The organism is Rhodococcus sp. PvR044 (assembly GCF_040548995.1).
GTDB classification, from domain to species: Bacteria; Actinomycetota; Actinomycetes; order Mycobacteriales; family Mycobacteriaceae; genus Rhodococcus_G; species Rhodococcus_G oryzae.
Genome location: NZ_JBEPSX010000001.1, coordinates 290,337 through 313,255, shown reverse-complemented (window position 1 = coordinate 313,255; position 22,919 = coordinate 290,337). Strand labels below are relative to the sequence as shown.

At 67.7% G+C, this 22,919-nt stretch carries 12 protein-coding genes; 3 read left to right on the top strand and 9 right to left on the bottom strand.

Annotated features, from left to right (window positions below; translation table 11 throughout):
* The 4 genes from ABIC28_RS01365 to ABIC28_RS01350 form a co-directional block, all read right to left on the bottom strand.
* Complete coding sequence (locus tag ABIC28_RS01365; protein ID WP_097211061.1) at positions 1-861, bottom strand: MlaE family ABC transporter permease; 861 nt, start codon at positions 859-861, stop codon at positions 1-3.
* Positions 861-1,670: an MlaE family ABC transporter permease gene (locus ABIC28_RS01360; RefSeq protein WP_354577203.1), complete on the bottom strand. Its 810-nt coding sequence runs from the start codon at positions 1,668-1,670 to the stop codon at positions 861-863. Before ABIC28_RS01360 ends, ABIC28_RS01365 begins: the two co-directional genes overlap by 1 nt.
* Before the next feature lie 325 nt (positions 1,671-1,995).
* Complete coding sequence (gene fadD5 / locus ABIC28_RS01355; protein WP_097211059.1) at positions 1,996-3,582, bottom strand: fatty-acid--CoA ligase FadD5; 1,587 nt, start codon at positions 3,580-3,582, stop codon at positions 1,996-1,998.
* 195 nt (positions 3,583-3,777) lie between these two features.
* Complete coding sequence (locus ABIC28_RS01350) at positions 3,778-4,575, bottom strand: enoyl-CoA hydratase (RefSeq protein ID WP_354577200.1); 798 nt, start codon at positions 4,573-4,575, stop codon at positions 3,778-3,780.
* Positions 4,576-4,879: 304 nt separating this feature from the next.
* Here ABIC28_RS01350 and ABIC28_RS01345 point away from each other — a divergent pair, with 304 nt between their 5' ends.
* A complete protein-coding gene (locus ABIC28_RS01345) occupies positions 4,880-6,112 on the top strand; it encodes a TetR/AcrR family transcriptional regulator (protein ID WP_269588643.1) in 1,233 nt (410 codons plus the stop codon).
* Between the two features lie 19 nt (positions 6,113-6,131).
* Here ABIC28_RS01345 and ABIC28_RS01340 read toward each other — a convergent pair whose 3' ends face one another.
* The 4 genes from ABIC28_RS01340 to ABIC28_RS01325 form a co-directional block, all read right to left on the bottom strand.
* Positions 6,132-7,547, bottom strand: a complete 1,416-nt coding sequence (locus ABIC28_RS01340; protein WP_179800492.1) for a wax ester/triacylglycerol synthase domain-containing protein — start codon at positions 7,545-7,547, stop codon at positions 6,132-6,134.
* A gap of 29 nt (positions 7,548-7,576) precedes the next feature.
* Entirely contained in the window at positions 7,577-9,034 is a 1,458-nt protein-coding gene (locus ABIC28_RS01335; protein ID WP_097211055.1) for a wax ester/triacylglycerol synthase domain-containing protein, read from the bottom strand.
* A gap of 105 nt (positions 9,035-9,139) precedes the next feature.
* Positions 9,140-10,036, bottom strand: a complete 897-nt coding sequence (locus ABIC28_RS01330; RefSeq protein WP_502944979.1) for an oxygenase MpaB family protein — start codon at positions 10,034-10,036, stop codon at positions 9,140-9,142.
* Between the two features lie 9 nt (positions 10,037-10,045).
* Entirely contained in the window at positions 10,046-11,575 is a 1,530-nt protein-coding gene (locus ABIC28_RS01325; RefSeq protein ID WP_209928713.1) for an aldehyde dehydrogenase family protein, read from the bottom strand.
* Positions 11,576-11,749: 174 nt separating this feature from the next.
* Here ABIC28_RS01325 and ABIC28_RS01320 point away from each other — a divergent pair, with 174 nt between their 5' ends.
* Together ABIC28_RS01320 and ABIC28_RS01315 are read left to right on the top strand one after the other, a co-directional pair.
* Complete coding sequence (locus tag ABIC28_RS01320) at positions 11,750-12,895, top strand: acyl-CoA dehydrogenase family protein (protein WP_354577194.1); 1,146 nt, start codon at positions 11,750-11,752, stop codon at positions 12,893-12,895.
* 44 nt (positions 12,896-12,939) lie between these two features.
* Complete coding sequence (locus tag ABIC28_RS01315) at positions 12,940-13,635, top strand: GntR family transcriptional regulator (protein WP_097211051.1); 696 nt, start codon at positions 12,940-12,942, stop codon at positions 13,633-13,635.
* A gap of 21 nt (positions 13,636-13,656) precedes the next feature.
* Here the strand turns inward: ABIC28_RS01315 and ABIC28_RS01310 are convergent, their stop codons facing one another.
* A complete protein-coding gene (locus tag ABIC28_RS01310; RefSeq protein ID WP_354577192.1) occupies positions 13,657-22,776 on the bottom strand; it encodes a non-ribosomal peptide synthetase in 9,120 nt (3,039 codons plus the stop codon).
* Positions 22,777-22,919 lie beyond the last annotated feature (143 nt).

Genomic DNA, 22,919 nt, shown 5'->3' with positions numbered 1-22,919 from the left:
TCAGACCCCCATTCCGGGGATCTCGGGGACCAGGCCCCACAGCGCGAAGGTCATCAGCACATCGAGGATCCCGATCGCGAGGATCGCGGTGCGCAGCGCGCGGCCCGCGGCCTGCCCGACCCCCGCGGGTCCGCCCGAGGCGTAGTAGCCGTATGCGCAGTGCACCAACGAGACCACCGCGGCGAAGACCACCGCCTTGAGTGCGGCGTAGACGAGGTCCTGTGGGGACAGTGCCAGGTGGAAGAAGTAGTCGTAGGTACCCGCGGAGGCACCGCCCCAGAACACGATCACGAGCCGCGTCGAGAGGTAGCTCGCGAGCAATCCGACCATGAAGATGGGGAGGACGCAGACCATGGCGGCCAGCACCCGGGTGCCGGCGAGGAACGGGATCGAGCGAATTGCCATCGCGTCCAGCGCGTCGATCTCATCCGAGATCCGCATCGCGCCGATCTGGGCTGTGAATCCGGTGCCGACCTTGGCCGCCAGCGCGATGGCGACCACGACCGGTGCGAGCTCGCGGGTGTTCGCGATGGCGGAGAGCATTCCCGACATCGTCGTCATCCCGACCAGTTCGAGACCGCGCTGCGTCTCGACGCCGAGCATCATCGCGGCGGCGAGGGACATCGCGAACACGATTCCGATGGTGCCGCCCCCGGACAGCACCGAATTGGTACCGAAGCTGACCTCGCTGATCTGACCGAGGACATGCTTGCGATACCTCGTGAGCGCGAACGGGATCGATGCGACGGTCCGCGCGTAGAAGGTCACGTGCCTGCCGACGTCGACCAGAGCCCCGTAGACCGCTCTGGCGGGCACGGTCGACTGACGCCGGACGCGGACCATCGTGTCGAAGCCGACCATCAGTAGGACCCCACGGCCGGGACGATCACGGTGTAGAGCGCGGAGAGTGCGGCGTTGACGATGAACACGAGGGCGAAGGCGATCACCACCGCCTCGTTGACCGCATCCGCGACTCCGCGGGGCCCAGCCTTGGTGTGCAAGCCCTTGAAGGTCGCGACCAGGGTGGACGTGAGACCGAAGACCGCCGCCTTCACCAGCGCCATCACGAAGTCGGACATCCGTCCGTACTGGCTGAAGGTCGACATGAACGTTCCGGCCGGAAGATGTTGAACATAAATGTGATAGAGGTAGCAGGCCATCACGCCGCCGAAGGTCACCATCGAACACAGCGCGAGCGAGACCACCACCGCCGCGACCAGCCGGGGCGCGACCAGTCGCTCGACGACGTCGATGCCCATGACCTCCATGGCATCGATCTCCTCCCGGATCTTGCGTGACCCCAGGTCGGTACAGATCGCCGAGCCCGCCACGCCCGCCATCATCAGCGCACACACGAGCGCGGCGGCCTGCCCGACGATGATGAATGCCACCACCGCACCCGAGTACCCACCCGCACCGATCCGGCCCGCGAGCTCGCCAACCGACACCGCGATGAACACGCCGATCGGGATCATCAGCAGCAATGAGGGGCCGGTGCTGACCCGGCCGATGAACAACGTCTGAGTGATGGTCTCGTGCAGGGACAATCGGCGGCGGAACAACGCTCGGGCCAATGCCACGAGCGAGAGAACCGCGAATCCGATCAGGTACCCGCCCTGGTTCGCGACGTCACGAACCGGCCCCTTGGCGACCGGTAGTTCGTATGTCATCGCCAGAGCCCCCTCTCAACCGGTTCGCGGTCGAAACCGCGGACGTCGAATGTGTGAAGCCTCTCACGGCTCGCACTCCGTCGCAAGGATTAAGTGAACGATGATTCTCATATAATTCGATGAGAGGTCCTCGCCGGGAAGCCGCCAATGGGGACTCTGTTGATCCTCTATACCAATGGATTACGTGTCATCCGGTACGACTTCTACCGAAAAGCCGTGTTAGTGAATATTCCGCTCTATCGCGTCGAGCAGGGGACCGGAGGTCCCGCGAAGCGAGAGCGAGGCATGGACGACCCTCCCCGTCGTCCATGCCCCCGAGCGGGTGTCAGCCCGCTCTGACCGACATCGATCCGTGGCCCTTGCGCAGCTCGCCCTTGACCACCTTGCCGCTGGCGTTGCGCGGCAGCGCGTCCACGATGACCAGCTCCTTCGGGTGCTTGTACCGGGCCAGCCGACCATCGAGGAACTCGGACAACTCGCCGAGGGTGAGATCGTCACCCCGCAGCGCCACGACGGCGACGGGCACCTCACCCCACCTGTCGTCCGGTCGCCCGATCACCGCCGCTTCCAATACCTTCGGATGTGCGAACAGCGCGTTCTCGACCTCGGCGCAGTAGATGTTCTCCCCACCGGAGATGATCATGTCCTTCTTCCGGTCGACTACGAAGATGAACCCCTCCTCGTCCTGCCGAACCAGGTCTCCGGAGTGGAACCAGCCGCCCGCGAACGCATCCGCGGTGCCCTGCGGGTTCCGCCAGTACTCGCGCATCATGGTCGGTCCCCGGTAGACGATCTCGCCGACCTGCCCCGCGGGCACGTCGTTCATCTCGTCGTCCACGATGCGTGCCTGGATCGTCGGGATGACCTTTCCGACCGATCCCAGCTTGCGCACCGCGTCCTCGCCGTCCAGAACACACGTGATCGGCGACATCTCGGTTTGCCCGAACACCGCAACGTTGACCGCGTCGGGAAAGGTGTCCGCCATCGCGTGCAGTACCACGTCGGAAGCCGGCGCAGCACCCCAGCTGATCACCCGCAGGGCCAGATCACGCTGGCGGACAGTCGGTTCCGCGCACACCGCCTGCCATTGCACCGGCACGAGGAAGGCTGTGGTGACCCGCTCCGCCTCCCATACTTCCAGCAGTTCCGTTGGGTTGAATGCGCCGAGCGGATGGATCACCGTCGGCACTCCGAGCACCAGGGACGGAGCCATGCTCCCGAGCGCGGCGATGTGGAACATCGGCGAGGCACAGAACCCGACGTCGTCGCCACCCGACATCCGCAGGGCCCGGATACAGGTCAGGGCCTGCGCCTGCATGTTCGCATGCGAGAGGACCGCCCCCTTGGGGCTGCCCGTCGTGCCGGAGGTGTACATGATCAGCGCGGGGGTGTCCTCGATCAGGTCGATCGGCGCGTGCGCCGCGCCGTCCTCGTCGACCAGTTCTTCGTAGCCGAGCACGCCGTCCGCGCCCGGCTGCCCCACGACGACACAGGTCGACAGGGCAGGAACCTGAGCTCGCACAGCAGCGACAAGGGGCGCCAGCGGTACGTCGGTCAGGACCGCGGTCGCGCCGCTGTCGGTCACGATGAATGCGATCTCGGGCGGAGTGAGTCGGAAGTTGACCGGGACCGCGATGGCGCCGAGTGAATTGACGGCGAGGACCGCCTCGAGGAATTCGGGGCGATTGAGCATGACGAGCAGAACCCGGTCGCCGAACCCGACACCTCGCCGGGCGAGTGCGTCCGCGAACGACTCCGAGCGCAGGTGCAGCTCGGACCACGTGGTGGTGGCCCCCTGGAAACGGAGCGCCACCGCGTCTGGCCGCATGGCCGCGTGGGTGGCGACCTGATTGTTCCAATGGTTCCTACGGGCCTGCAGCGGCTGCGAGAGCAGATCATCGCTGAGCGACATCCTGGTGTTCCTTCCCTGTCACGGTGTGGCTGGCTGACGTACCCTCACGGATGCGCCCAGTATGGCAACACGCGATCCAGCGCGAGGCCTTTTTGTTAACACAGATTCGCATCGAGAAAGCCAGCCCTGACTGGACGTTTGTTCAATCAGGGCCCGGGCCGTCCGGGATGCACGCCGGGCAGGCCGTGTCGTGCCTCAGCGGCCGAATTCGGGCGCCCGGCCACCGAGCATCGCTGCGACACCTTCCCGGAAATCGGGTGCTGCCAGGAGTTCGATCTGGCCCTCGGTTTCCCGTTCGAGCGTCTCGTCGATTCGGGCGAGGGTGGTGGCGGTCAGCGCGCGTTTGGTCAGTTCGATCGCGCGCCGCGGACCGCGGGCGAGCGTGGCCGCGACCGCTCGAACATGAGACGACAGTTCGTCCTCGGGGAGCATCCGGGCGATCAATCCGGCGGCTACGGCATCTGTGGCTCCGAGCTTCCTCCCGAGCAGCGCCATCTCGCTCGCTCTTGCACGCCCGACCGCCGCAGGGACGAGCAGACTCGATCCACCGTCGGGCATCAGCCCGACGTTGACGAAGGCCAACAGGAAGTACGCACTCGGCGATGCGAATGCCAGATCGGCCGCGAAGGCAATGGACGCACCGACTCCGGCCGCCGCCCCGTTCACCTCCGCGATCACCGGGATCGGCAGGGTGAGGATCGCCCGGACCACCCGGTTCGCCGAGTCCATCACGACACGGGGATCCGCCTCGGGACCGTCGGCCGCCGCGGCGAGGTCGGCGCCGGTCGAGAAGGCCGCGCGCGCTCCACCGATCACCACGACCCGGACCGACGGGTCTTTCGCGCGCCCGGTCAGCAGGTCGCCCATGGCGTCCATCGTCGCCAGGTCGATCGCGTTCATCCGCTCCTGCCTGTCGACGGTGATCCGCAGGATCCCATCGCCGAATTCGACCCGCAGCCCGGCGATCACCTCGAGCTCGGGGGTCGCCGTCATCGGAGGGCCCCCACAGGTCGGGACACGGTCATGCTTCCCCTTTCGATTCGGCGCACATGCCGGCGGTCGACGTGCGGGCCACGGCCGGCCCGCGCCAGTGAGCACGCTCACACCGTGCGAATTACCGTTAACTTTTATGCACCTGCTCGAGGTTGTCAATAGCGAATGCCGTTGCTAGTCCGGACTTTGCGATGGCGATCTACGGGGAAGCGTCGGCGTCGGCACCGGAAACCCGAATTCGCTTTCGGGCCGAAGCCACCAGGCTCTCGGTTAGGATTGCTGCGACCGAAGTCAGGAGACGTCGATGCCCCAGACGACCACCGGCCGGCCGGCTTCGGCCGCCGCGCCCGTTCGGCGACGACCGAAGGACCGCAAGGCGCAGATCGCCTTGGTGGCGGCGCAGGCCTTCAGTGAACGGGGCTATCACGCGGTCGGCGTGGACGACATCGCCGCCACTCTCGGTATCTCCGGCCCTGCCCTCTATCGCCATTTCCCCAACAAGTACGCCTTGCTGGTCCATGCCGCGATGGGAACGGTCGGCGCCCTCCGATCGGCCTCCGATGCCGCCGCCGAGTCCGACGATCCGGACCGCACCCCTGAGCTCCGGTTGGATTCCGTGCTGCGAGCACTGATCGTGACGACCGTCGAAAGCCGCAAGACCGGTGGGCTCTACCGGTGGGAGGGCCGCTACCTCCGACCCGACGACCGGGACCTGATGCGGACCGAGTTCGTCGCGGTGACCCAGAACGTCGCGGGGCCGCTGCGCGCGTTGCGACCCGACCTCACCGAACGCGAATCGGTGATCCTCGCTGCAGCCGCGCTCAGCGTGATCGGGAGCATCACTGCCCACAGCGCCGCGCTGGCGAACCGCAAGATCGAGAAGCTCCTGCTCGGCACCGCGTGGGGCGTGTTGAGATGCGACCTGGCCGGCGCGCCGCCCGCGACGACGACGATCGACGATCCCGCCGCACAGCGCGGACTCGCCGTGACGTCCAAGCGTGAACTACTGCTCGCGGAGGCGGTGAAGATCTTCCACGACCGCGGCTATCACGAGTCGAGCATCGAGGAGATCGGCGCCGCAGCCGGCATCAACGCGTCCAGCGTCTACCGACACTTCCCCAGCAAGGCGGACCTGCTGGCGGCCGCATTCCACCGGGCGGCCGATCGCCTGGCCATGGCGACGGCCGCGGCGCTCGCCGCCTCCACCGACCCGGATGAGGCGCTCAGTCGACTCTCGGCCACCTATATCGACCTGGCATTCACGCATCCCGAGGTGCTCTCCGTGTACTTCTCGGAGATAGGCAACCTGCCCAAGCAGGAGCGCACCAACCTCCGCAACGTGCAGCGCCTGCACGTCGAGGAGTGGGTCCACCTGCTCACCGCGGTACGGCCAGAGCTGTCCGCGGTCGAGGCCAGGTTCCTGGTGCACGCGGCTCTCGGCCAGACCCTCGACGTGGGCCGGCTACTCCATTTCGACACCGGCGCACAGGCCCGCGGCCGGATGCAGACCCTCATGCTGACGGTGCTGCACAGCTGACCGGCCGCGAGCCGTCGCCTCAGGCCGTGGCGCCGCTCATGATCGCCGATTCGAGCTCGTCGTACGACTCGTGCAGCAGTTCGACGTATCGATCGTCGTCCGGCAACTGCAGCGGATCCGCGGTGACGTTGATCGTGAGGACGTCCCCGACGCTGTCGACCCGGTGCGCAAGACCGGCGAGCCCCGAGAGCGGGCACAGGCCGAAACTCGCGACCACCGTCGCATCGCCGAGCTTCATGTCCGCCGGCCCCTTGGGCACGTTCGAGACGAGCGCGTTCCCCAGGCTGACAGTCGACGACTCCGGCTTGGGCAGCGCGCCGAGAACCGCAAGGCCCGCGCGAAGGAGGGCGCCGGGAACGGCACCGGGGAGCTCATCGAGCGTCAGCGACGCGGGAGTGGTCGTGCGGACCCGTTCCTCGAGGACCGAATCGTGGATCTCCCGCACCCGCTCGACCGGATCCTCGGTCTCGGTGTGCAGATCCACGTACATGGTCACGAACCGGTTTCGCGACGTCGCCTCCACTGTCGAGCGGGTCGACATCGGGACCCCAGCACCCAGCGAACCGGCAGGCACCTCGCCTGACGCGTGCAGGTAATTCCGCATCGCCCTGCCGATCACGGCGAGCACCAGGTCGTTGACCGTGACCTCGCCGAGCCTTACCTTCATCGCACGCAGGCCGCCGAGCGGGAGTATCGCGGTGTTGAAAACCCGGTCAGGGCCCAACGGCTGGTTGAGCGTCGTGCGCGGGCGAACGGCGGTGGGCGTCCGGTACAGCCCCAGATCGCTCCCGAGTTGCATTGCACGCTGCGCCGAGCGCGCCCTGAGGAGTTCCTGTGCGAGCCGACCCAGATTCCGTGGGGTCGATCCGAGCGCCCGCGCCAGCATTCCGACCTGCGACGGCGGCGCGGCCGGGTCCACGACCTCGACGATTTCGTCCTGCTCGTCCGGCTCCGCCGCGAAGAGGCGGCGTGCGATCGCGGCGCTCAACATGCCGTCGGCCGCCGCGTGATGCAGCTTCAGCGCCGCCACGGTGGCCTCACCCGCGATGCCATCGATCCCGCGGACGCCGGAGATCACGTGGAGTTCCCATGGCGGCCTTGACTCGTCCATCGGGCTCTGCAGCAGGTCGGCGAGCAACGTCCGCACGTCCTCCCAGCGCTCGGCCGTGTGGAAGACGAGGTGATTGTCGACGGAGAACTCCGGGTCCTCCGCCCAGTACGGATGGTCGAGGTCCAACGGCACGCGGACAACCCGCTGTCGCAGGATCTCCATCCCGCCCGCGCGGTCCGCGATCCACCGGGTGATCTCGGCGGGATCCGGACGTCGATCCGAATCACGTTCGGCCACAAAGGCATACGCGGTCATGGTGGCCTGTTTGGCCTGTTCCTTCTCCACGTACAGAAATACGGTGTCTCTCGGATGCATCTGCTCCATGTACCGCCTCATCCCCAACACGCGCCGCTTCACCCCGAGGCGACGCTCCCGATGTCCAACCGTACCGGCGAACCATTCCCGAGGCAGATCTGGTCCCTTAGCTCGGCAAACGACTCGAGAAGGAGTTCGCGATAGCGGCGGATGTCGGCCAACTGCACTGGATCGGCGGTGACATTGACGGTGAGGGAGTTGCCCACCGAGCCGATGGCGTGGGCCACCCCGCCCAAACCCACGAGCGGCGCGAGGCCGAAGCCTGCGACCACGGTCGCATCGCACAGGCGCAGGTCCGCACCGCCACTGCGCACGCTGCTGACCAGAGTGTTGACGTAGTGGATCGAGTCCGCCCGTCGCTTCGGCCGTCCGTAACCGATCCGCAGCGCGGCTCGAATCGCCCATCCGGGTATGACCCCGACGACATCGCAGGAAGCCGCAACGGCCTCGGCCGGAATGCTCAACCGCTCGCGCTCCTCCAGGACCGACCGATGGATCGCGCGGGCCCGCGCGATCGGATCGACCGTGGCGGTGTGCAGGTCCACCGCCATCGTGAGGAACTGATTTCGTGACTCGGAGGCGCGGGTGCGGCGGATGGACATCGGAACCGCGGCGGCCAGCGAACCCGCAGTCGGGCCATCGATCTCGTGGAGGTACCTCCGCAACGCGCCCGCGATCACCGTCAGTACGAGGTCGTTGACGGTGACCTCGCCGAGCGCGGCCTTCATGTCCCGCACTTCGTCGAGCGGGAGGAACGCCACGTCGAACACCCGATCGGGGCCGAGCGGCTGGTTGAGCACGGTCCGCGGCCGCTTCGCGACGGGCAGGGTGTGCGTGCCCTCCTCGCGCTCGACCAGGAGTCGGTGGCGCGTCGCGCGGAACTCTCGCAGGCCGCCGACGAGCTCGCCGACCTTGCGCGGGCACGCTCGGACGGCGGAGGCGAACAGACCGGCCGGGGCCGGTATCTGCAGGGCGGCGACCGGCCCGCCGGGGCGAACAGCCGGAACCGGGCCTGCCGCGAACAGCGTCCTGGAGATGGTGGTGCTCAGCTCGCCGTCCGCCATCGAGTGATGGAACTTCATCACCGCGACCGTGGCCTCCCCCCCGACGCCGGGGATACCGCGGACCCCGGTGACGACGTGGAGTTCCCACAGCGGCCTGGACCGATCCATCGGCTGCTGTACGAGCTGCGCCATCCATTCGCGCAGCTCCTGCCATCCCGAGCCGTCATGGAAGAAGAGGTGATCCTCGACGGAGTGCTCGGGATCCTCGACCCAGTAGGGATGGTCGAGGTCGAACGGGACGCGGACCAGTCGTTGGCGCAATACCGCGATCCCGCGAGCGCGGTCGGAGATCCACTGGGCGATCTCCCGGCGATCGGCCGGGTGAGCCTGCGAACCATCGGGGACGAACGCGTAGGCGGACAGAAAGGTCTGCCAGGCGACGGGACGCTCCACATAGAGGAACACCGCATCCCTCGGATCGACCTGCAGCACGTAACTCCCCGTTCGTCGACCCCTGCCGGCGAGACGGTACCGTTTGACACTAAGCCCCGCGCATCGAGGCTCCCGCAGCGCGGGACGACGCGCGTTCCCCGCCGGTCAGCCCCGACCGTGGTTCTGGTCCACTCCGAGATCGCTCGGCCGGTAGCCAACCGGGTATCCGGGATAGGTCCGGTTGTGCGGGTCCCTTGCGGCCTTCGACCTCCTGCGCGGCGGCAGCAGCCGGACAGCCTTGGACCGGGCAACCAATCCGCGCTGCGCGACGCCCGTCATCCAGGCCGGTGCGGCCGGGAACCCGAAGGCCGCGCGCATCTGCTGATCCAGCATCGCGTAGACCCCCTGACGCACGGCAGGCCGAAGCGGACGGGGGAACCACGCACAGAACAGGTCCCGGGTGTAGACGCCGATCAGGTGATTGTCCTCGGTGTACCGGAAGCGCTCGGCCTCGTACTCGATCTTGAACCGGTAGAACTCCTGAAAGTCCTCCGGAATGTCCTTGATACCCATCCGCAGTCCGACCTCCCGATAGAAGAGGAAGGAGGCAAGCCGTTCGTTCGGGTGCAGTGGGCGCCATCCGTAGCGGTCGATCCAGTCCAACGGATCGAAGGCGAAAGTGCTCAGCACGTACAACATGTCCGAATTGTCGATGTCGTACTTCGCGTGCATCCGGTTCACCATTCGCAGCGACTCCGTGCCGCGGGGCGAGTCGTAGCCGTGCTCGACGAGTTCTGCCATCAGCAGAGCGGTGTCGTCATAGCGCTTCTGCGGCCGCTTCTCGAACTCCCCGGTCCGGCGCAGCAATGCGGAGATCGTGGGCACGCAGTAGGTCCGGAACAGCGCGAACTCGAGCGCGCGCTGATAGTCCCACGGAAACTCGAAGCCGGCGGTGATCCGATGGATCTCGTGGTTGTCCGTTGCCGGATCGAGTTGCTCGATCCGGTGGAGCCAGCCATACCTGCCGCGCGGTCGGGACGGGTTCTCGTTCACCAGCAACATGGTGTCCTCTCAGCTCCGGCCGTGCCGCGTCTTGAGCAACCACGCGGCGATCTTCATGTCCCGGGGTTTACGTTCCATCGACAGCAGGTTCAACGGCGCCCGGTACTTCTGCCGGGCAACCGACTTGGCGCGGCTGAACTCGCGCAGTCCGTCGGCGCCGTGGATCCGGCCGAAGCCCGACTCCCCCACCCCGCCGAACGGGAGCGCGGCCACGCCCGCGAATCCCAGCACCGAGTTGATCGTGACCACTCCGGCTCGCAACCGCTCGGCCGCCTCCACCGCCCGCCTGCGGTCACCGGTGAAGATCGAGGCACCGAGTCCGTACTTGGAGGCGTTGGCCGCAGCAATCCCCTCGTCCAGGTCCGCGACCCGATTGATCACCACCGTCGGACCGAAGGTCTCCTCCCGGACGGCGCTGCTGTCCTCCGGAACATCGACGAGGATCACCGGTTCGACGAAGGGCCCGCGGATCGACTCCTGGCCGCCGAGCACCGCGCGACCGCCCCTGGCGAGGGCGTCGTCGATCTGCCCGCGCACCACCTCCGACTGCCGTGCCATCGTCATCGGCCCATACGAGGAGTCCGGGGCACCGCCGGGTCGCAACCGCTTGGCCTTCTCGGTGACCTTCTGCACGAACGTGTCGAACACCCCGTCCGCCACATAGATTCGTTCCACGCCGACACAGGTCTGGCCCGCGTTGCCCATGGCGCCGAAGACGGCGAAACTCGACGCCTCCTCCAGATCCGCATCTGCGTCCACCAGCATCGCGTCCTTGCCGCCGCACTCCGCGACCATCGGGGTCAGGGTCTCCGCGCACAAGGCCATCACCTTCTTGGCGGTCGGCGTCGAACCGGTGAACGCGACCTTGTCGACCCCGGCCCTGCACAGCGCGGTCCCTGTGCCGCCGTCACCCGTGATCACCTGCAGCACAGGCTGGTTGGGGACGAGCGCTTGCCACTTGTCGGCGATCCACACTGCGACACCCGGCGTCAGCTCACTCGGCTTGAAGACCACCGCGTTGCCCGCCGCGAGTGCGTACGAGATCGAACCCATCGGCGTGTACAGCGGATAGTTCCACGGCCCGATCACCCCCACCACGCCGAGCGGCTGGTATCGGACGGTCGCCTCCTGATTGGCGCTCACCAACCCGGCGGGCACCTTCTTCTTGCCGAGCACCTTGGCGGCGTTGCGGGCGGCCCAATCCAGGTGCTCGACGGTGAGCATCACCTCCAGCAGGGCGTCGCCCGGCGGTTTCCCGGTCTCGCGGGAGATCACGGCAGCCAGGGCCTGCGCGTCGGATGCGATCGCCGTCTTCCAGTCCAGCAGCCATCGCTTGCGTCCGTCGAAGCCCAGCGACTCCCACCACCGCGCGGCGGGGCGAGCCCGCTCGACGACCCTCGCGACCTCGTCCGCATCCGCGACCGGGTAGCTGGCGATGACCTCGTCGGTGCGCGGATCCAGCGACTCGATCACCCCCGCCCCCGCGGGAGACCCGGCTGTCTCGGTGAGCTCGTGCTTCTTGGCCGCCTGCTGTGGCATGGACAGTTCCCTCCGTCGCCGATCGCCTCTAGATACTTCGCATCAAATATATTTGATGTGATGTAGTGTTATGGACATCACATTAGGCGGCGGCGGGCCCGCCGACAAGACCACATCGACACTGATCCCCCGGCGCGCACCGTGCGCCCACCCAACCAGCGGGAGCCAACGAAGATGAGCGTTGAATTCACCACGGAACAGAAGGCATTCGCCAAGGCCGTCACGGACTTCTGCAAGCGCGAGGCCGGCACGCGCGAGAAGCGCGATCAGTTGACGGATCACGGCGCGCACAATCACAACCAGGGCGTATACGAGAAGATGGCCGAGCTGGGCTGGCTCGGGCTGACCATCCCCGAGGAATTCGGCGGCTCCGACGCGACCATGGTCGACATGTGCATCCTGCTCGAGCAGACCCAACGCGGGATGTTGCCGATCGGCGCGATCGGGCCGACGCTCATCACCGGCGGGGCATACGCCAAGTTCGGCACCCCGCAGCAGAAGGACGAGGTGCTGCGCGGCATCGTCCGCGGTGCGTCCCAGTCGATCTCGATGTCCGAGCCCGAGGCCGGCTCCGATGTCGGGAACCTGAGCACCAAGGCCGAGCAGACCTCGGACGGCTGGCTGGTCAACGGCCAGAAGACGTGGTGCTCCAACGCCCACATCTCGGAGAACATCCTGCTCGTCGCGCGTACGAGCCGCGGCGAGAACAAGCACGAGGGCATGACCATGTTCCACGTGCCCGCCCGCACGGACGGCCTGAAGATCAGCCCGATCGAGCTGATGGGCGGCCAGAAGGAGACGAACGACCTCTACTTCACGGACTGCGTCCTCCCCGCGGATGCGGTGGTCGGCGAGGTGGGGAACGGCTGGCGTCAGCTGATGACCGGACTGAACTTCGAACGGCTGATCCTTGCCGCGATGATCCTGGGGACCGCGGAGCGGGCCTTCGACGACACCCTCGGGTACATCACCCAGCGCAAGCAGTTCGGCCGGCCGATCGGCAGCTTCCAGTCGCTGCGGCACCGGATGGCGGACCTCGCCACCGAGATCGAATGCACCAAGCTGCTCGTCTACAACGTCGCGCGCGAGGCGGACGCCAACCCGGACAAGGTCCTCGCCCGAGAGGCCTCGATGGCCAAGCTGAAGGCGACGGAGACCGCCAAGCGCGTCGCCCTCGAGGGCATGCAGATGATGGGCGGGTACGGCTACGCCACCGAGTTCGACATGGAGAAGCACGTCCGCGGGGCGCTGGTGTCCACCAACTTCGGCGGGACCAGCGAGATCCAGCGCGACATCATCGGCAAGACGTACGGCTTGTAGCCGCTGGCAGGCGTTTAAGCTGATTGCCGTCAGAAGGAGACTCGATGACCTCGTCCGCCACACCACGCCCCAAGGAGGCGCGCGCGCTCCGTCGCCGCCCCCAGCTCTCCGATGACGTCGCGGTGCACGTCCGCAACCTCATCATGTCGGGCGGGGTGCGGCCGGGCGAGTTCATCCGTCTCGACGAGACCGCCGCCGAACTCGGGGTCAGCGTCACCCCTGTCCGCGAGGCCCTGCTGACACTGCGCAGCGAGGGCCTCGTGGAGCTGGTGCCGCACCGTGGGTACGTCGTCGCCGCTCTCAGTCGTGGCGACATCAACGACGTCTTCTGGCTGCAGGGGCAGATCGCCGAGGAGCTGACCTCGAGGGCCACCGCGGCAATCGACAAGGAGACCCTCGACGAGCTCCGCGCCATCAATGTGAAACTGGCACGTGCCGTGGAGGATTCGGATGCGGCACGGATCGAGGACCTCGAGTTCGGCTTCCATCGGATCCTCAATCGGTTGGCGGGTTCCGCCAAGCTCTCCCGGTTCCTGCTCAATGCGACCCGGTATACGCCGGTGCACTTCTACTCGGCGGACCACGGCTGGGGCGATGCCGCCATCGCGAGCCACGACCGGCTGATCGACGCGATGGCCGTGGGGGACGCCGAGGAGGCCGGGCGCGAATCCCGGGCGCACTTCCTCGACGGGGCGCAGCGACTGATCAGCCACCTCGAAGACGTCGGGATCTGGGACTGACGGTGTAGTCGTCACCGAGCGCTAGCGGGTCACCGCCTCCGCGCCGGACCACCAGCCGTCGAGGACGCGGGCGATCACGGCCAGTGCCTCGGGCGAGGCCATCCCCCAGTGCGTCGATTCCACCGGATGATTGTGGATCGCGCCGTCCACCACCGACCGCCAGGTCGAGGCCCCGAGCGACCCGCTCCTGTCTTCCTGCGCCGCGGTGAAGTACACGACATCTCCCGCGAACGACTTCGGACGATGCGCGGCCAGCAGCACGAGGGATTCCACCACTGATTCGACGGCCTGTGCCCGGTCGTGGAGGCGGATCCCCTCCGGGACCAGCCCGCCGAGCAGCTCGTCCGGTGTCGGCTCATCGAGGACCGACCGTGCAGGCGCGGCCTCGTGATCGGCGAAGCTGTCCATCATCGCCAGTAGCGCGACATCCTCGCCCTCTGACTGCAATTGGACCGCCATTGCCTGCGCGATCACGCCACCGAGCGACCACCCCAGCAGGTGATAGGGCCCCTCGGGTTGAATCGAACGGATCTCGCGCACGTACCTGTCGGCCCATTCACCGATCGAACCCGGCGCCCAGCCGGAGCTCCCGAGCGCGGGCGACTGCAGGCCGTAGATTCCGCGGTCGGACTCGAGGTGCCGGGCCAGGCCGGCGAACGCCCACGAGAGCCCGCCGATCGGGTGCACGCAGAACAGGGGCGGCTCGGATCCACCGACGCGGATCGGGAGCAGCACCTCGAAGGACTCCTCACCGTCCGCGTCGGCCCTCGTGCCGGAGTCGATCCGGTCGGCGAGCCCCGCCGGGGTCGGCTCGGAGAACATCCATTGGAGGCGAACCTCGGATCCGAGTCGGGCCGTCAGCCGAGCCACCACGCCGGTGGCGATCAGCGAGTTGCCGCCGAGCTCGAAGAAGTTGTCGTCCACACCGACCTGGCCGACACCGAGCACCTCGGCCAGCACCTCTGCGATCGCGACCTCCGTCGCGGACACCGGTGCGCGATACTCGCGGGCGACCGGCACCGGCGCGGGCAGAGCCGAGCGGTGAAGCTTGCCGGACGCGTTCACCGGCAACGCCCCCAGCCTCACGAACACGCTCGGAATCATGTACTCCGGCAGGGCGCGGCCGAGGGAGGCGCGGGCGACGCCCGGATCGAACGACGGGTCGCCGACCACATACCCGACCAGTTGTGGATGCCCCAGGCTGTCCTGCCGGACCACGGCCACGGCCTGCTCGACCCCGTCGAGCCCGAGCAGGGCCGCCTCGATCTCGCCGAGCTCTATCCGCAGACCACGCAACTTCACCTGGAAGTCAGTACGACCGATGTACTCCAGCTCACCCGCGGCGCTCCAGGTCACCAGGTCACCGGTCCGGTACATCCGCGCACCCGCACCACCGAACGGATTCGCCACAAACCGATCCGACGTCAGATCACTACGACCCACATACCCGCGGGCCAACTGCACACCCGCCAGATACAACTCACCCGGCACCCCCACCGGCACCGGCCGCAACCGCGAATCCAACACGAACACCTGCGTGTTCCACACCGGCGCACCGATCGGCACCGACACCTCATCCGCCGCAGTGACCTCATGGAAGGTCACGTCCACCGCGGCCTCCGTCGGCCCATACAGATTGTGCAAACGCGACGACGGCAACACCTCACGCAACAACGCCGCCGTCTGCGCGGGCAACGCCTCACCCGAAGCGAACACCCGCCGCAACGACACCGCCTCCACCACCGACGGCTCCGCCACGAACACCGCCAACATCGACGGCACAAAATGCGCCGTCGACACCGACTCCTCCACGATCACCCGAGCCAGATACGCCGGATCCCGATGACCATCCGGCACCGCGATCACCATCCGGGCACCAACCTGCAACGGCCAGAACAACTCCCACACCGACACATCGAAGGTCACCGGAGTCTTCTGCAACACCACATCATCAGCCGACAGCCCGTACTCGCCCTGCATCCACAACAGACGATTCACGATCGCCGCATGCGAAACCGCCACACCCTTGGGCCGACCCGTCGAACCCGACGTGAAAATCACATACGCCGTATTGGACGGCACCAACGGCGCCAACCGATCCGCATCAGTGACCGGCGCATCGGAGAACGACGCCAGGTCGACCGCGTCGATCTCCACGACCTCGGCCGCCGCGGCCGTGAAAACGTCGCGAGAGGTGCTCAACACACAGACCGGGGACGAGGATCCGAGTACGTGCGCCACCCGCTCCCCCGGCTGGTCCGGATCCACCGGCACGTACGCGCCACCCGACTTGATCACCGCATACACACCGACCAACAGATCGATCGACCGACGCATCGCCAACGCCACCAGCGATTCCGGACCGACACCGATGGAAATCAATTGCCGCGCAAGGCGGTTCACCCGAGCATCGAACTCGACATAGGTCAGAGCCTGGCCCTCGAACACGAGCGCCACCGAATCCGGCGTCCGCGCCACCTGCCCGTCGAACAGATCGACCAATGTCCGCGGCGCCACCGGATGTGCGGTGGCGTTCCACGCGCCCAGGATCGCCTCGCGACCCTCCTCGCCGATGAGGTCGATATCGCCGACCGGGCATTGCGGGTCGGCCGCCATCGCGTCGAGAATCCGGCCGAACCGGCGCGCGAAACCGTCCACCGTCGACCGGTCGAACAGGTCCGTCGCGTAGACCAAGGAAACCGACAGTCCGCCTGCACCTGCCTGTTCCACGACCGTCACCTGCAGGTCGAACTTCGCCACCTCGACCGCCGCGCCGACCCCCGATACGTGCAAGCCCGGCAGCTCCAGGTCCGGCTGCTCGAGGTTCTGGTAGGACAGCATCACCTGGAAGAGGGGGTGCCTCGACATGGACCGCTCCGGATTGAGCACCTCCACCACACGCTCGAACGGGACCTCTGTGTGCCCGAACGCACCCAGATCCGATTCACGCACGCGCGCCAGGAGTTCCGTCGACGATTCCGCCCCCTCGACCGACGTCCGCAGCACCAGGGTGTTGACGAACATGCCGACCAGATCGTCCAGTTCGGCTTCGCCGCGACCGGCCACCGGCGTGCCGACCGCGATATCGGAGGTACCGCTGAGCCTGCTCAACAACACCGCGAGGCCCGCGTGCACTGCCATGAACAACGAGGCATTGTGCTGTGCGGCCCAATCGGACAGTCCGGCCCGGGTGCGCTCGCTGATGGGGGTGTCCACCCGGGCACCCGCGTGTGTCCGGACCGCCGGACGCGAACGATCCGATGGCAGATCCAGCTGTGCGGGCAGCCCGGACAGCGCGCCGCGCCAGTACCCGAGCTGCCGCGCCACGAGCGACGAGGGATCGGACTCGTCACCGAGAACCTCACGCTGCCACAACGCGAAGTCGGCGTACTGCACGGCCAACGGCGACCACACCGGTACCTCGCCCCTGACCCGCGCGACATAGGCCGCCATGACGTCTCGCGTCAGCGGCCCCATCGAGAAGCCGTCGGCACTGATGTGATGCACCACGATCGCCAGCACGTGCTCGGTCGTGGTCACATGGAAGAGGGCCACCCGGATCGGGACCTCGGCCGCCACGTCGAAACCCGCCACCACGAGTTCGGCCACACGATCGGACAGGTCGCCCGTCGACACCTCGACCGGGACCAGATCCGGGACCACCCACGCCGCGGGCACGATCACCTGAGAAGGACCATCACTCGACTCCGGATACATTGTGCGCAACGACTCGTGTCGCTCGAGCACGTCGCGAATCGCCGAACGCAGCGCCGCGACATCGAGTGCACCCGACAGCCGCACGACGACCGGGATGTTGTTCACGGCCGACTCCGGATCGAACCGGTTCAGGAACCACATCCGCTGCTGCGCCAGCGACAGCGGAATGCGATCCGGTCGGGGCCTCGGCGCCAGCACCGCTCGCGCCGACCCGGAGTCCCGCTCGACCCGCACCGCGAGCGCCGCCACCGTCGGGGACTCGAACAACAGCCGAACCGGAACCGTCACGCCCAGCACGGAGCCGAGACGCGCCGCCACTCGCGTCGCGATCAACGAGTTCCCACCGAGGTCGAAAAAGTTGTCGTCCAACCCGACTCTCGGAAGACCGAGCACCTCCGAGATCGTCCCGGCGACGATCTCCTCGACCGGTGTCGACGGTGCGCGGAACGCCGTCGACACGAATTCCGGCGCAGGCAGAACGCCTCGGTCGAGCTTCCCGTTCACCGTCAACGGGATCTCGTCCAGCACCGTCACCACCGACGGCACCATGTGCGAGGGCAGGGTCCTCGCGGCGAACGTGGTCAGCTCCTCGGGGTCCGCCGACGCTCCGGCGGCCGCCACCACGTACGCGGCCAGCACCGTCGCCCCCGACGGGGCGGGACGGCCCATCGTCACCGCGAAATCCACCGACGGGTGCGCGGTCAGCGCCGCATCGACCTCGCCGAGTTCGATGCGGAAGCCGCGGATCTTCACCTGGAAGTCGCCGCGCCCCACGTACTCGAGTTCCAGATCCGACAGTCGGCCCTGTGCCGCTGGGGCGAGCCACCGCACCATGTCGCCCGTCCGGTACATTCGTGCACCGATCGACGAGAAAGGGTTCGCCACAAAGCGATCCGCGGTCAGACCCGATCGGTTGTGATATCCCCGCGCCATCGCCGGACCCGCGACGTACAGTTCGCCGACCACCCCCACCGGCACCGGGCGAAGCCGTCGGTCGAGCACCATCGCGGTCACCCCGCGGATCGGGCCGCCGATCGTCACCGCCTCGCCGGGCACGAGCGCCGCGCTGGCCGACACCATGACGGTCATCTCGGTCGGCCCATACGCGTTGTACAGGTCCCGGTCCGCACCCCAGCGGATCACCAGGTCCGAGCTCAGTGCCTCGCCGCCCATGACGACCACCCGCAGCGAATCGAGTCCGTCGGGCGCGAGCGCGGCCGCAGCGGACGGGGTGATGAAGGCATGGGTGACCCGCTGGCAATCGATGACGTCCGCCAGCTCACCGCCCCCGTACACGCCGGGGGGCACGATCACCAGGGCCGCTCCGGCCGCCGTCGCCATCAGGATCTCGAGGATCGATGCATCGAAACTGGGCGACGAGGAGTGCAGTACCCGAGATGAGGCCGTCACCGAGTACCGCTGCCGCTGCTCGAGGGCGAAGCTCGCGATGCCCTGATGCGTGACCACCACGCCCTTGGGAACCCCGGTCGAGCCGGAGGTGTAGATCATGTACGCCGGCTGGGCCGGGAGCATCGCAGCGAGCCTGTCCCGATCGGCGACCGCCGCCGTCGAGAGCGCAGCCCACTCCACCACAACGGCGTCGGCGTCGAGCGTCACCCAGTCCGCGTCCGGCAGGGCGTCCGTGTACCCGGCGACGGTGAGGCCGACCACCGCACCAGAGTCGGCGAGCATGTGTCCGAGGCGATCGACGGGGTAGGCGGGGTCCATGGGTACGACGGCTGCGCCGGTCTTCGCCACCGCCCACAGCGCCAGCATCGACTCGACCGATCGGGGCAGGGCGACCGCGACGAACGACTCCGGTCCGACACCGCGCGCGATCAGCAAGCGCGCCAGAGCGTTCGAGCGGGTGTCGAGCTCGCCGTAGTTCACGGTGCGGGAGCCGAACTCCAGTGCGGGCGCCGTCCGTTCGGTGACAGCCGCCGCCAGCAGCTCGGCAAGGGTGACCGGCGACTCCGCGGGGCGGCCGGCGACCGGGCACAGCGCCGCGCGCTCACGGGCGTCCATCACGTCGGCGTCCCCGATCGGCGCCGATGGATCCTGCGCCACCGCGTCGAGCAGCCGGACGAACCGTGCGGCCAGTGTGCGCACGGTCGACTCGTCGAACAGGTCCGTGGCATAGATGAAGGTGCCCGCGATTCCCGATCGGTCGGCCCGCTCCCCCAGTGCGAGCTGTAGATCGTATTTCGCGTACACGAACCCGGGATCGACCTCGCTCACCGCCAAGCCGGGCAACTCCAGGACCGCGGGCTCGGCATTCTCCAACGCGAGCACGACCTGGAAAATCGGCGAGTGCGCGGTGGACCGTTCCGGTGCGAGGACCTCCACCAGTCGCTCGAAGGGCACCTCTGCGTGCGCCAGCGCACCGATATCCGATTCCCTTGTGCTGCGGAGCAACTCGGCGAAGGACACCGAGTGGTCCAGCACGGTCCGCAGGGCGAGCGTGTTGACGAACATGCCAACCAGGTCGTCGAGTACGTGCTCCCCGCGGCCGGCCGTCGGCGTCCCGATGACGACGTCGTCGGTGCCCGAGACCTTCGACAGCAACAACGCGAACGCCGCGTGCATGGTGGTGAACAGGGTCGCCTCGTGCTCGCGGGACAGCGCCGACAGCCGGCGGTGCAGGTCCGCTCCGATCTCGAACTCCACCCGTCCACCCTCGAGCGAGGCGGCGGCCGGGCGTGGGCGGTCGGTGGGCAGTGGCAACAGATCGGGAATGCCGGACAGTTCGTCGAGCCAGTACCGGACCTGGTGCGAGAGCAGGGATTCCGGGTCGTCTTCGCTGCCGAGCAATTCGCGCTGCCAGATCGAGTAGTCCGCGTACTGCACCGAGAGCGGCTCGGGCTCATATCGACCGCCGGCCACCGCGCTCGTGTAGGCGGCCACCACCTCACGCGCGAGCGGCGCCATCGAGACGCCGTCGGCCCCGATGTGGTGCAGCAGGAACAGCAGCACGTGCTCGCCCCCGCCGAGCTGGAACAGTCGCACCCGGACCGGCGGCTCCACCGTCACGTCGAATCCGGCCGCCGCAGCCGCGGCGAACCTGCCGCGCAGGTCCGCCTCGTCCGCGACCAGAATCCGACGGAGATCTGCATCGACCCCGGCGACCGGGATCACCACCTGCCGCGGTCCCTCGCCGTCGTCCGGGAACACCGTGCGCAGTGATTCGTGCCTATCCAACACGCTCTGGACCGAGGTTTGCAGCGCCTCATGGTCGAGTTCGCCGACCAGCCGGATCCCGAGCGGGAGGTTATATGCGGGCGATGAGATGTCGAACTGGTTGATGAACCACATCCTGGCCTGTGCCAGGGACAGGGGGACCCGATCCGGGCGTGGCCCGGCCACCAGTTCGGGCCGACGACGCGCGCCGTCGGCCCGAACCGACGCCAGGGCGGCGAGCCCCGCGACGGTCGGCGCGTCGAACACCTCTCGTAGACTCACGTCGCATCCGAGTGCCGCGTTGACCCGGGCCACCACCCGTGCGGCGGACAGCGAGTTGCCGCCGTGATCGAAGAAGGAATCCTGGGCCGCGACCCGTTCGACCCCGAGGATCTCACCAAAGATCCGCGCGACCACCACCTCGGCCGGGGTCGACGGCTCACCGTGCTCACCAGGTGCGGATTCGAAGTCCGGCCTCGGCAGCGATTTCCGATCGAGCTTGCCGTGCACCGTGATCGGAAACTCCGCGAGTGTCAGCACGGTGATCGGCACCATGTACTCGGGCAGCGAACGGCCAAGGAACGCACGCAGCTCATCGCCGTCGATGAGCGCCTCGGCGGCGGCGACCGCGTAGCCGACCAGCTGCTGGTTTCCGGGAACGTCCTCTCTGACCACCACGACCGCCTGCGCCACCGTCGGGTGTGCGAGCATCGCGGACTCGATCTCGCCGAGCTCGATCCGCAGGCCGCGCAACTTCACCTGAAAATCGTTGCGTCCCAAATATTCCAGCTCGCCGGATACATGGGATCGCACCAGGTCGCCGGTCCGGTACATCCGCTCACCCGCGGCCCCGAACGGGTTGGCCACGAACCGATCCGACGTCAGATCACTACGACCCACGTACCCGCGGGCCAGCTGCACACCCGCCAGATACAACTCGCCCGGCACCCCCACCGGCACCGGATGCAGGCGCGAATCCAACACCAGCACCTGCGTGTTCCACACGGGCACACCGATCGGCACCGACACCCGATCCGCGGCTGTGACCTCATGGAACGTCACATCCACCGCGGCCTCCGTCGGCCCGTACAGATTATGTAATCGCACCGACGGTAGAACCTCACGCAGCGACCCAGCCGTCTGCGCCGGAAGCGCCTCACCCGAGGCGAACACTCGTCGCAGCGAACTACAACCCGCCATACCCGGCTCCGACACGAACACCGCCAACATCGACGGCACAAAGTGGGCGGTCGACACCGACTCCTCCGCGATCACCCGAGCCAGATACGCCGGATCCCGATGACCATCCGGCACCGCGATCACCATCCGAGCACCGACCTGCAACGGCCAGAACAACTCCCACACCGACACATCGAACGTCACCGGGGTCTTCTGCAGCACCACGTCGTCGACGGTCAGCCCGTACTCGCCCTGCATCCACAACAGACGATTCACGATCGCGGCATGGCTCACGGCCACACCCTTGGGCCGGCCCGTCGAACCCGACGTGAAGATGACGTACGCCGCGTTCTCCGGCGCCAGCGGCGCCATCCGATCCGCATCCGTCACCGGCGCATCCGAAAACCCGCCGAGGTCCAACTGCTCGAGGACCACACCCGGTGATCCGGCGGGCAGAGCCGCGCCGTCGGCGCCGGTGGTGAGTACGACAACCGGCGCGGTGGTCTCGAGCACGTGCGCCGTGCGCTCGGCCGGGTGGTCCGGGTCGAGGGGGAGGTAGGCGCCGCCTGCCTTGACCACGGCGTACACGGCGACCAACAGGTCGATCGACCGACGCATCGCCAGCGCGACCACGGTGTCCGGACCGACCCCGTCGGCGATGAGATGGCGCGCCAGCCGGTTGGCGCGGGCGTCGAACTCTGCGTAGGTCAGCGCGTGCCCCTCGAACACCAGAGCGACCGACTCCGGCGTCCGCGCCGCCTGCTCGTCGAACAGATCCGCAAGGGTGCTCCGGGCAGGCGGGGCCTCAAGCGCCTTGGCGTCCCGCTCGATGGTGTCCAGGACCGCGCCCAGGCCACCCTCGGCCGCGACCACCATCGGTGCCAGTCCGGACAGGGTCACCGAGACGATGGCCTCAGCGTCCAATCCCCTGGCAGCGAGCGGTCCGGCCAGCATCTGGAGGCGCTCGTCGAGTTCCCGATAGGTCACCGACACATCGTCGACTTTCACGACGACCGCGTCGGGGCGAGTAGCCGCGACGGCGGCGACCGACCGGGGGAAATCCGACAACACCTACTCCGAAACTATTGAGCCCTCGCCATGCCCGAATCCCCCCTGCACCATTTGGCATGACCATCGCGTAGTGCGACACCGAGGGAAAAGACTACGTGACCGGCACACATCCCGCCCGGACTCGGTCACGGCCACGACCG

Coding starts and splice junctions, on each gene's coding strand:
- ABIC28_RS01345 (WP_269588643.1), top strand. CDS start 4,880: ATGCCCCAGACGACCACCGGCCGGCCGGCTTCGGCCGCCGCGCCCGTT.
- ABIC28_RS01340 (WP_179800492.1), bottom strand. CDS start 7,547: ATGGAGCAGATGCATCCGAGAGACACCGTATTTCTGTACGTGGAGAAG.
- ABIC28_RS01320 (WP_354577194.1), top strand. CDS start 11,750: ATGAGCGTTGAATTCACCACGGAACAGAAGGCATTCGCCAAGGCCGTC.
- ABIC28_RS01360 (WP_354577203.1), bottom strand. CDS start 1,670: ATGACATACGAACTACCGGTCGCCAAGGGGCCGGTTCGTGACGTCGCG.
- ABIC28_RS01350 (WP_354577200.1), bottom strand. CDS start 4,575: ATGACGGCGACCCCCGAGCTCGAGGTGATCGCCGGGCTGCGGGTCGAA.
- ABIC28_RS01330 (WP_502944979.1), bottom strand. CDS start 10,036: ATGTTGCTGGTGAACGAGAACCCGTCCCGACCGCGCGGCAGGTATGGC.
- fadD5 (WP_097211059.1), bottom strand. CDS start 3,582: ATGTCGCTCAGCGATGATCTGCTCTCGCAGCCGCTGCAGGCCCGTAGG.
- ABIC28_RS01315 (WP_097211051.1), top strand. CDS start 12,940: ATGACCTCGTCCGCCACACCACGCCCCAAGGAGGCGCGCGCGCTCCGT.
- ABIC28_RS01365 (WP_097211061.1), bottom strand. CDS start 861: ATGGTCGGCTTCGACACGATGGTCCGCGTCCGGCGTCAGTCGACCGTG.
- ABIC28_RS01325 (WP_209928713.1), bottom strand. CDS start 11,575: ATGCCACAGCAGGCGGCCAAGAAGCACGAGCTCACCGAGACAGCCGGG.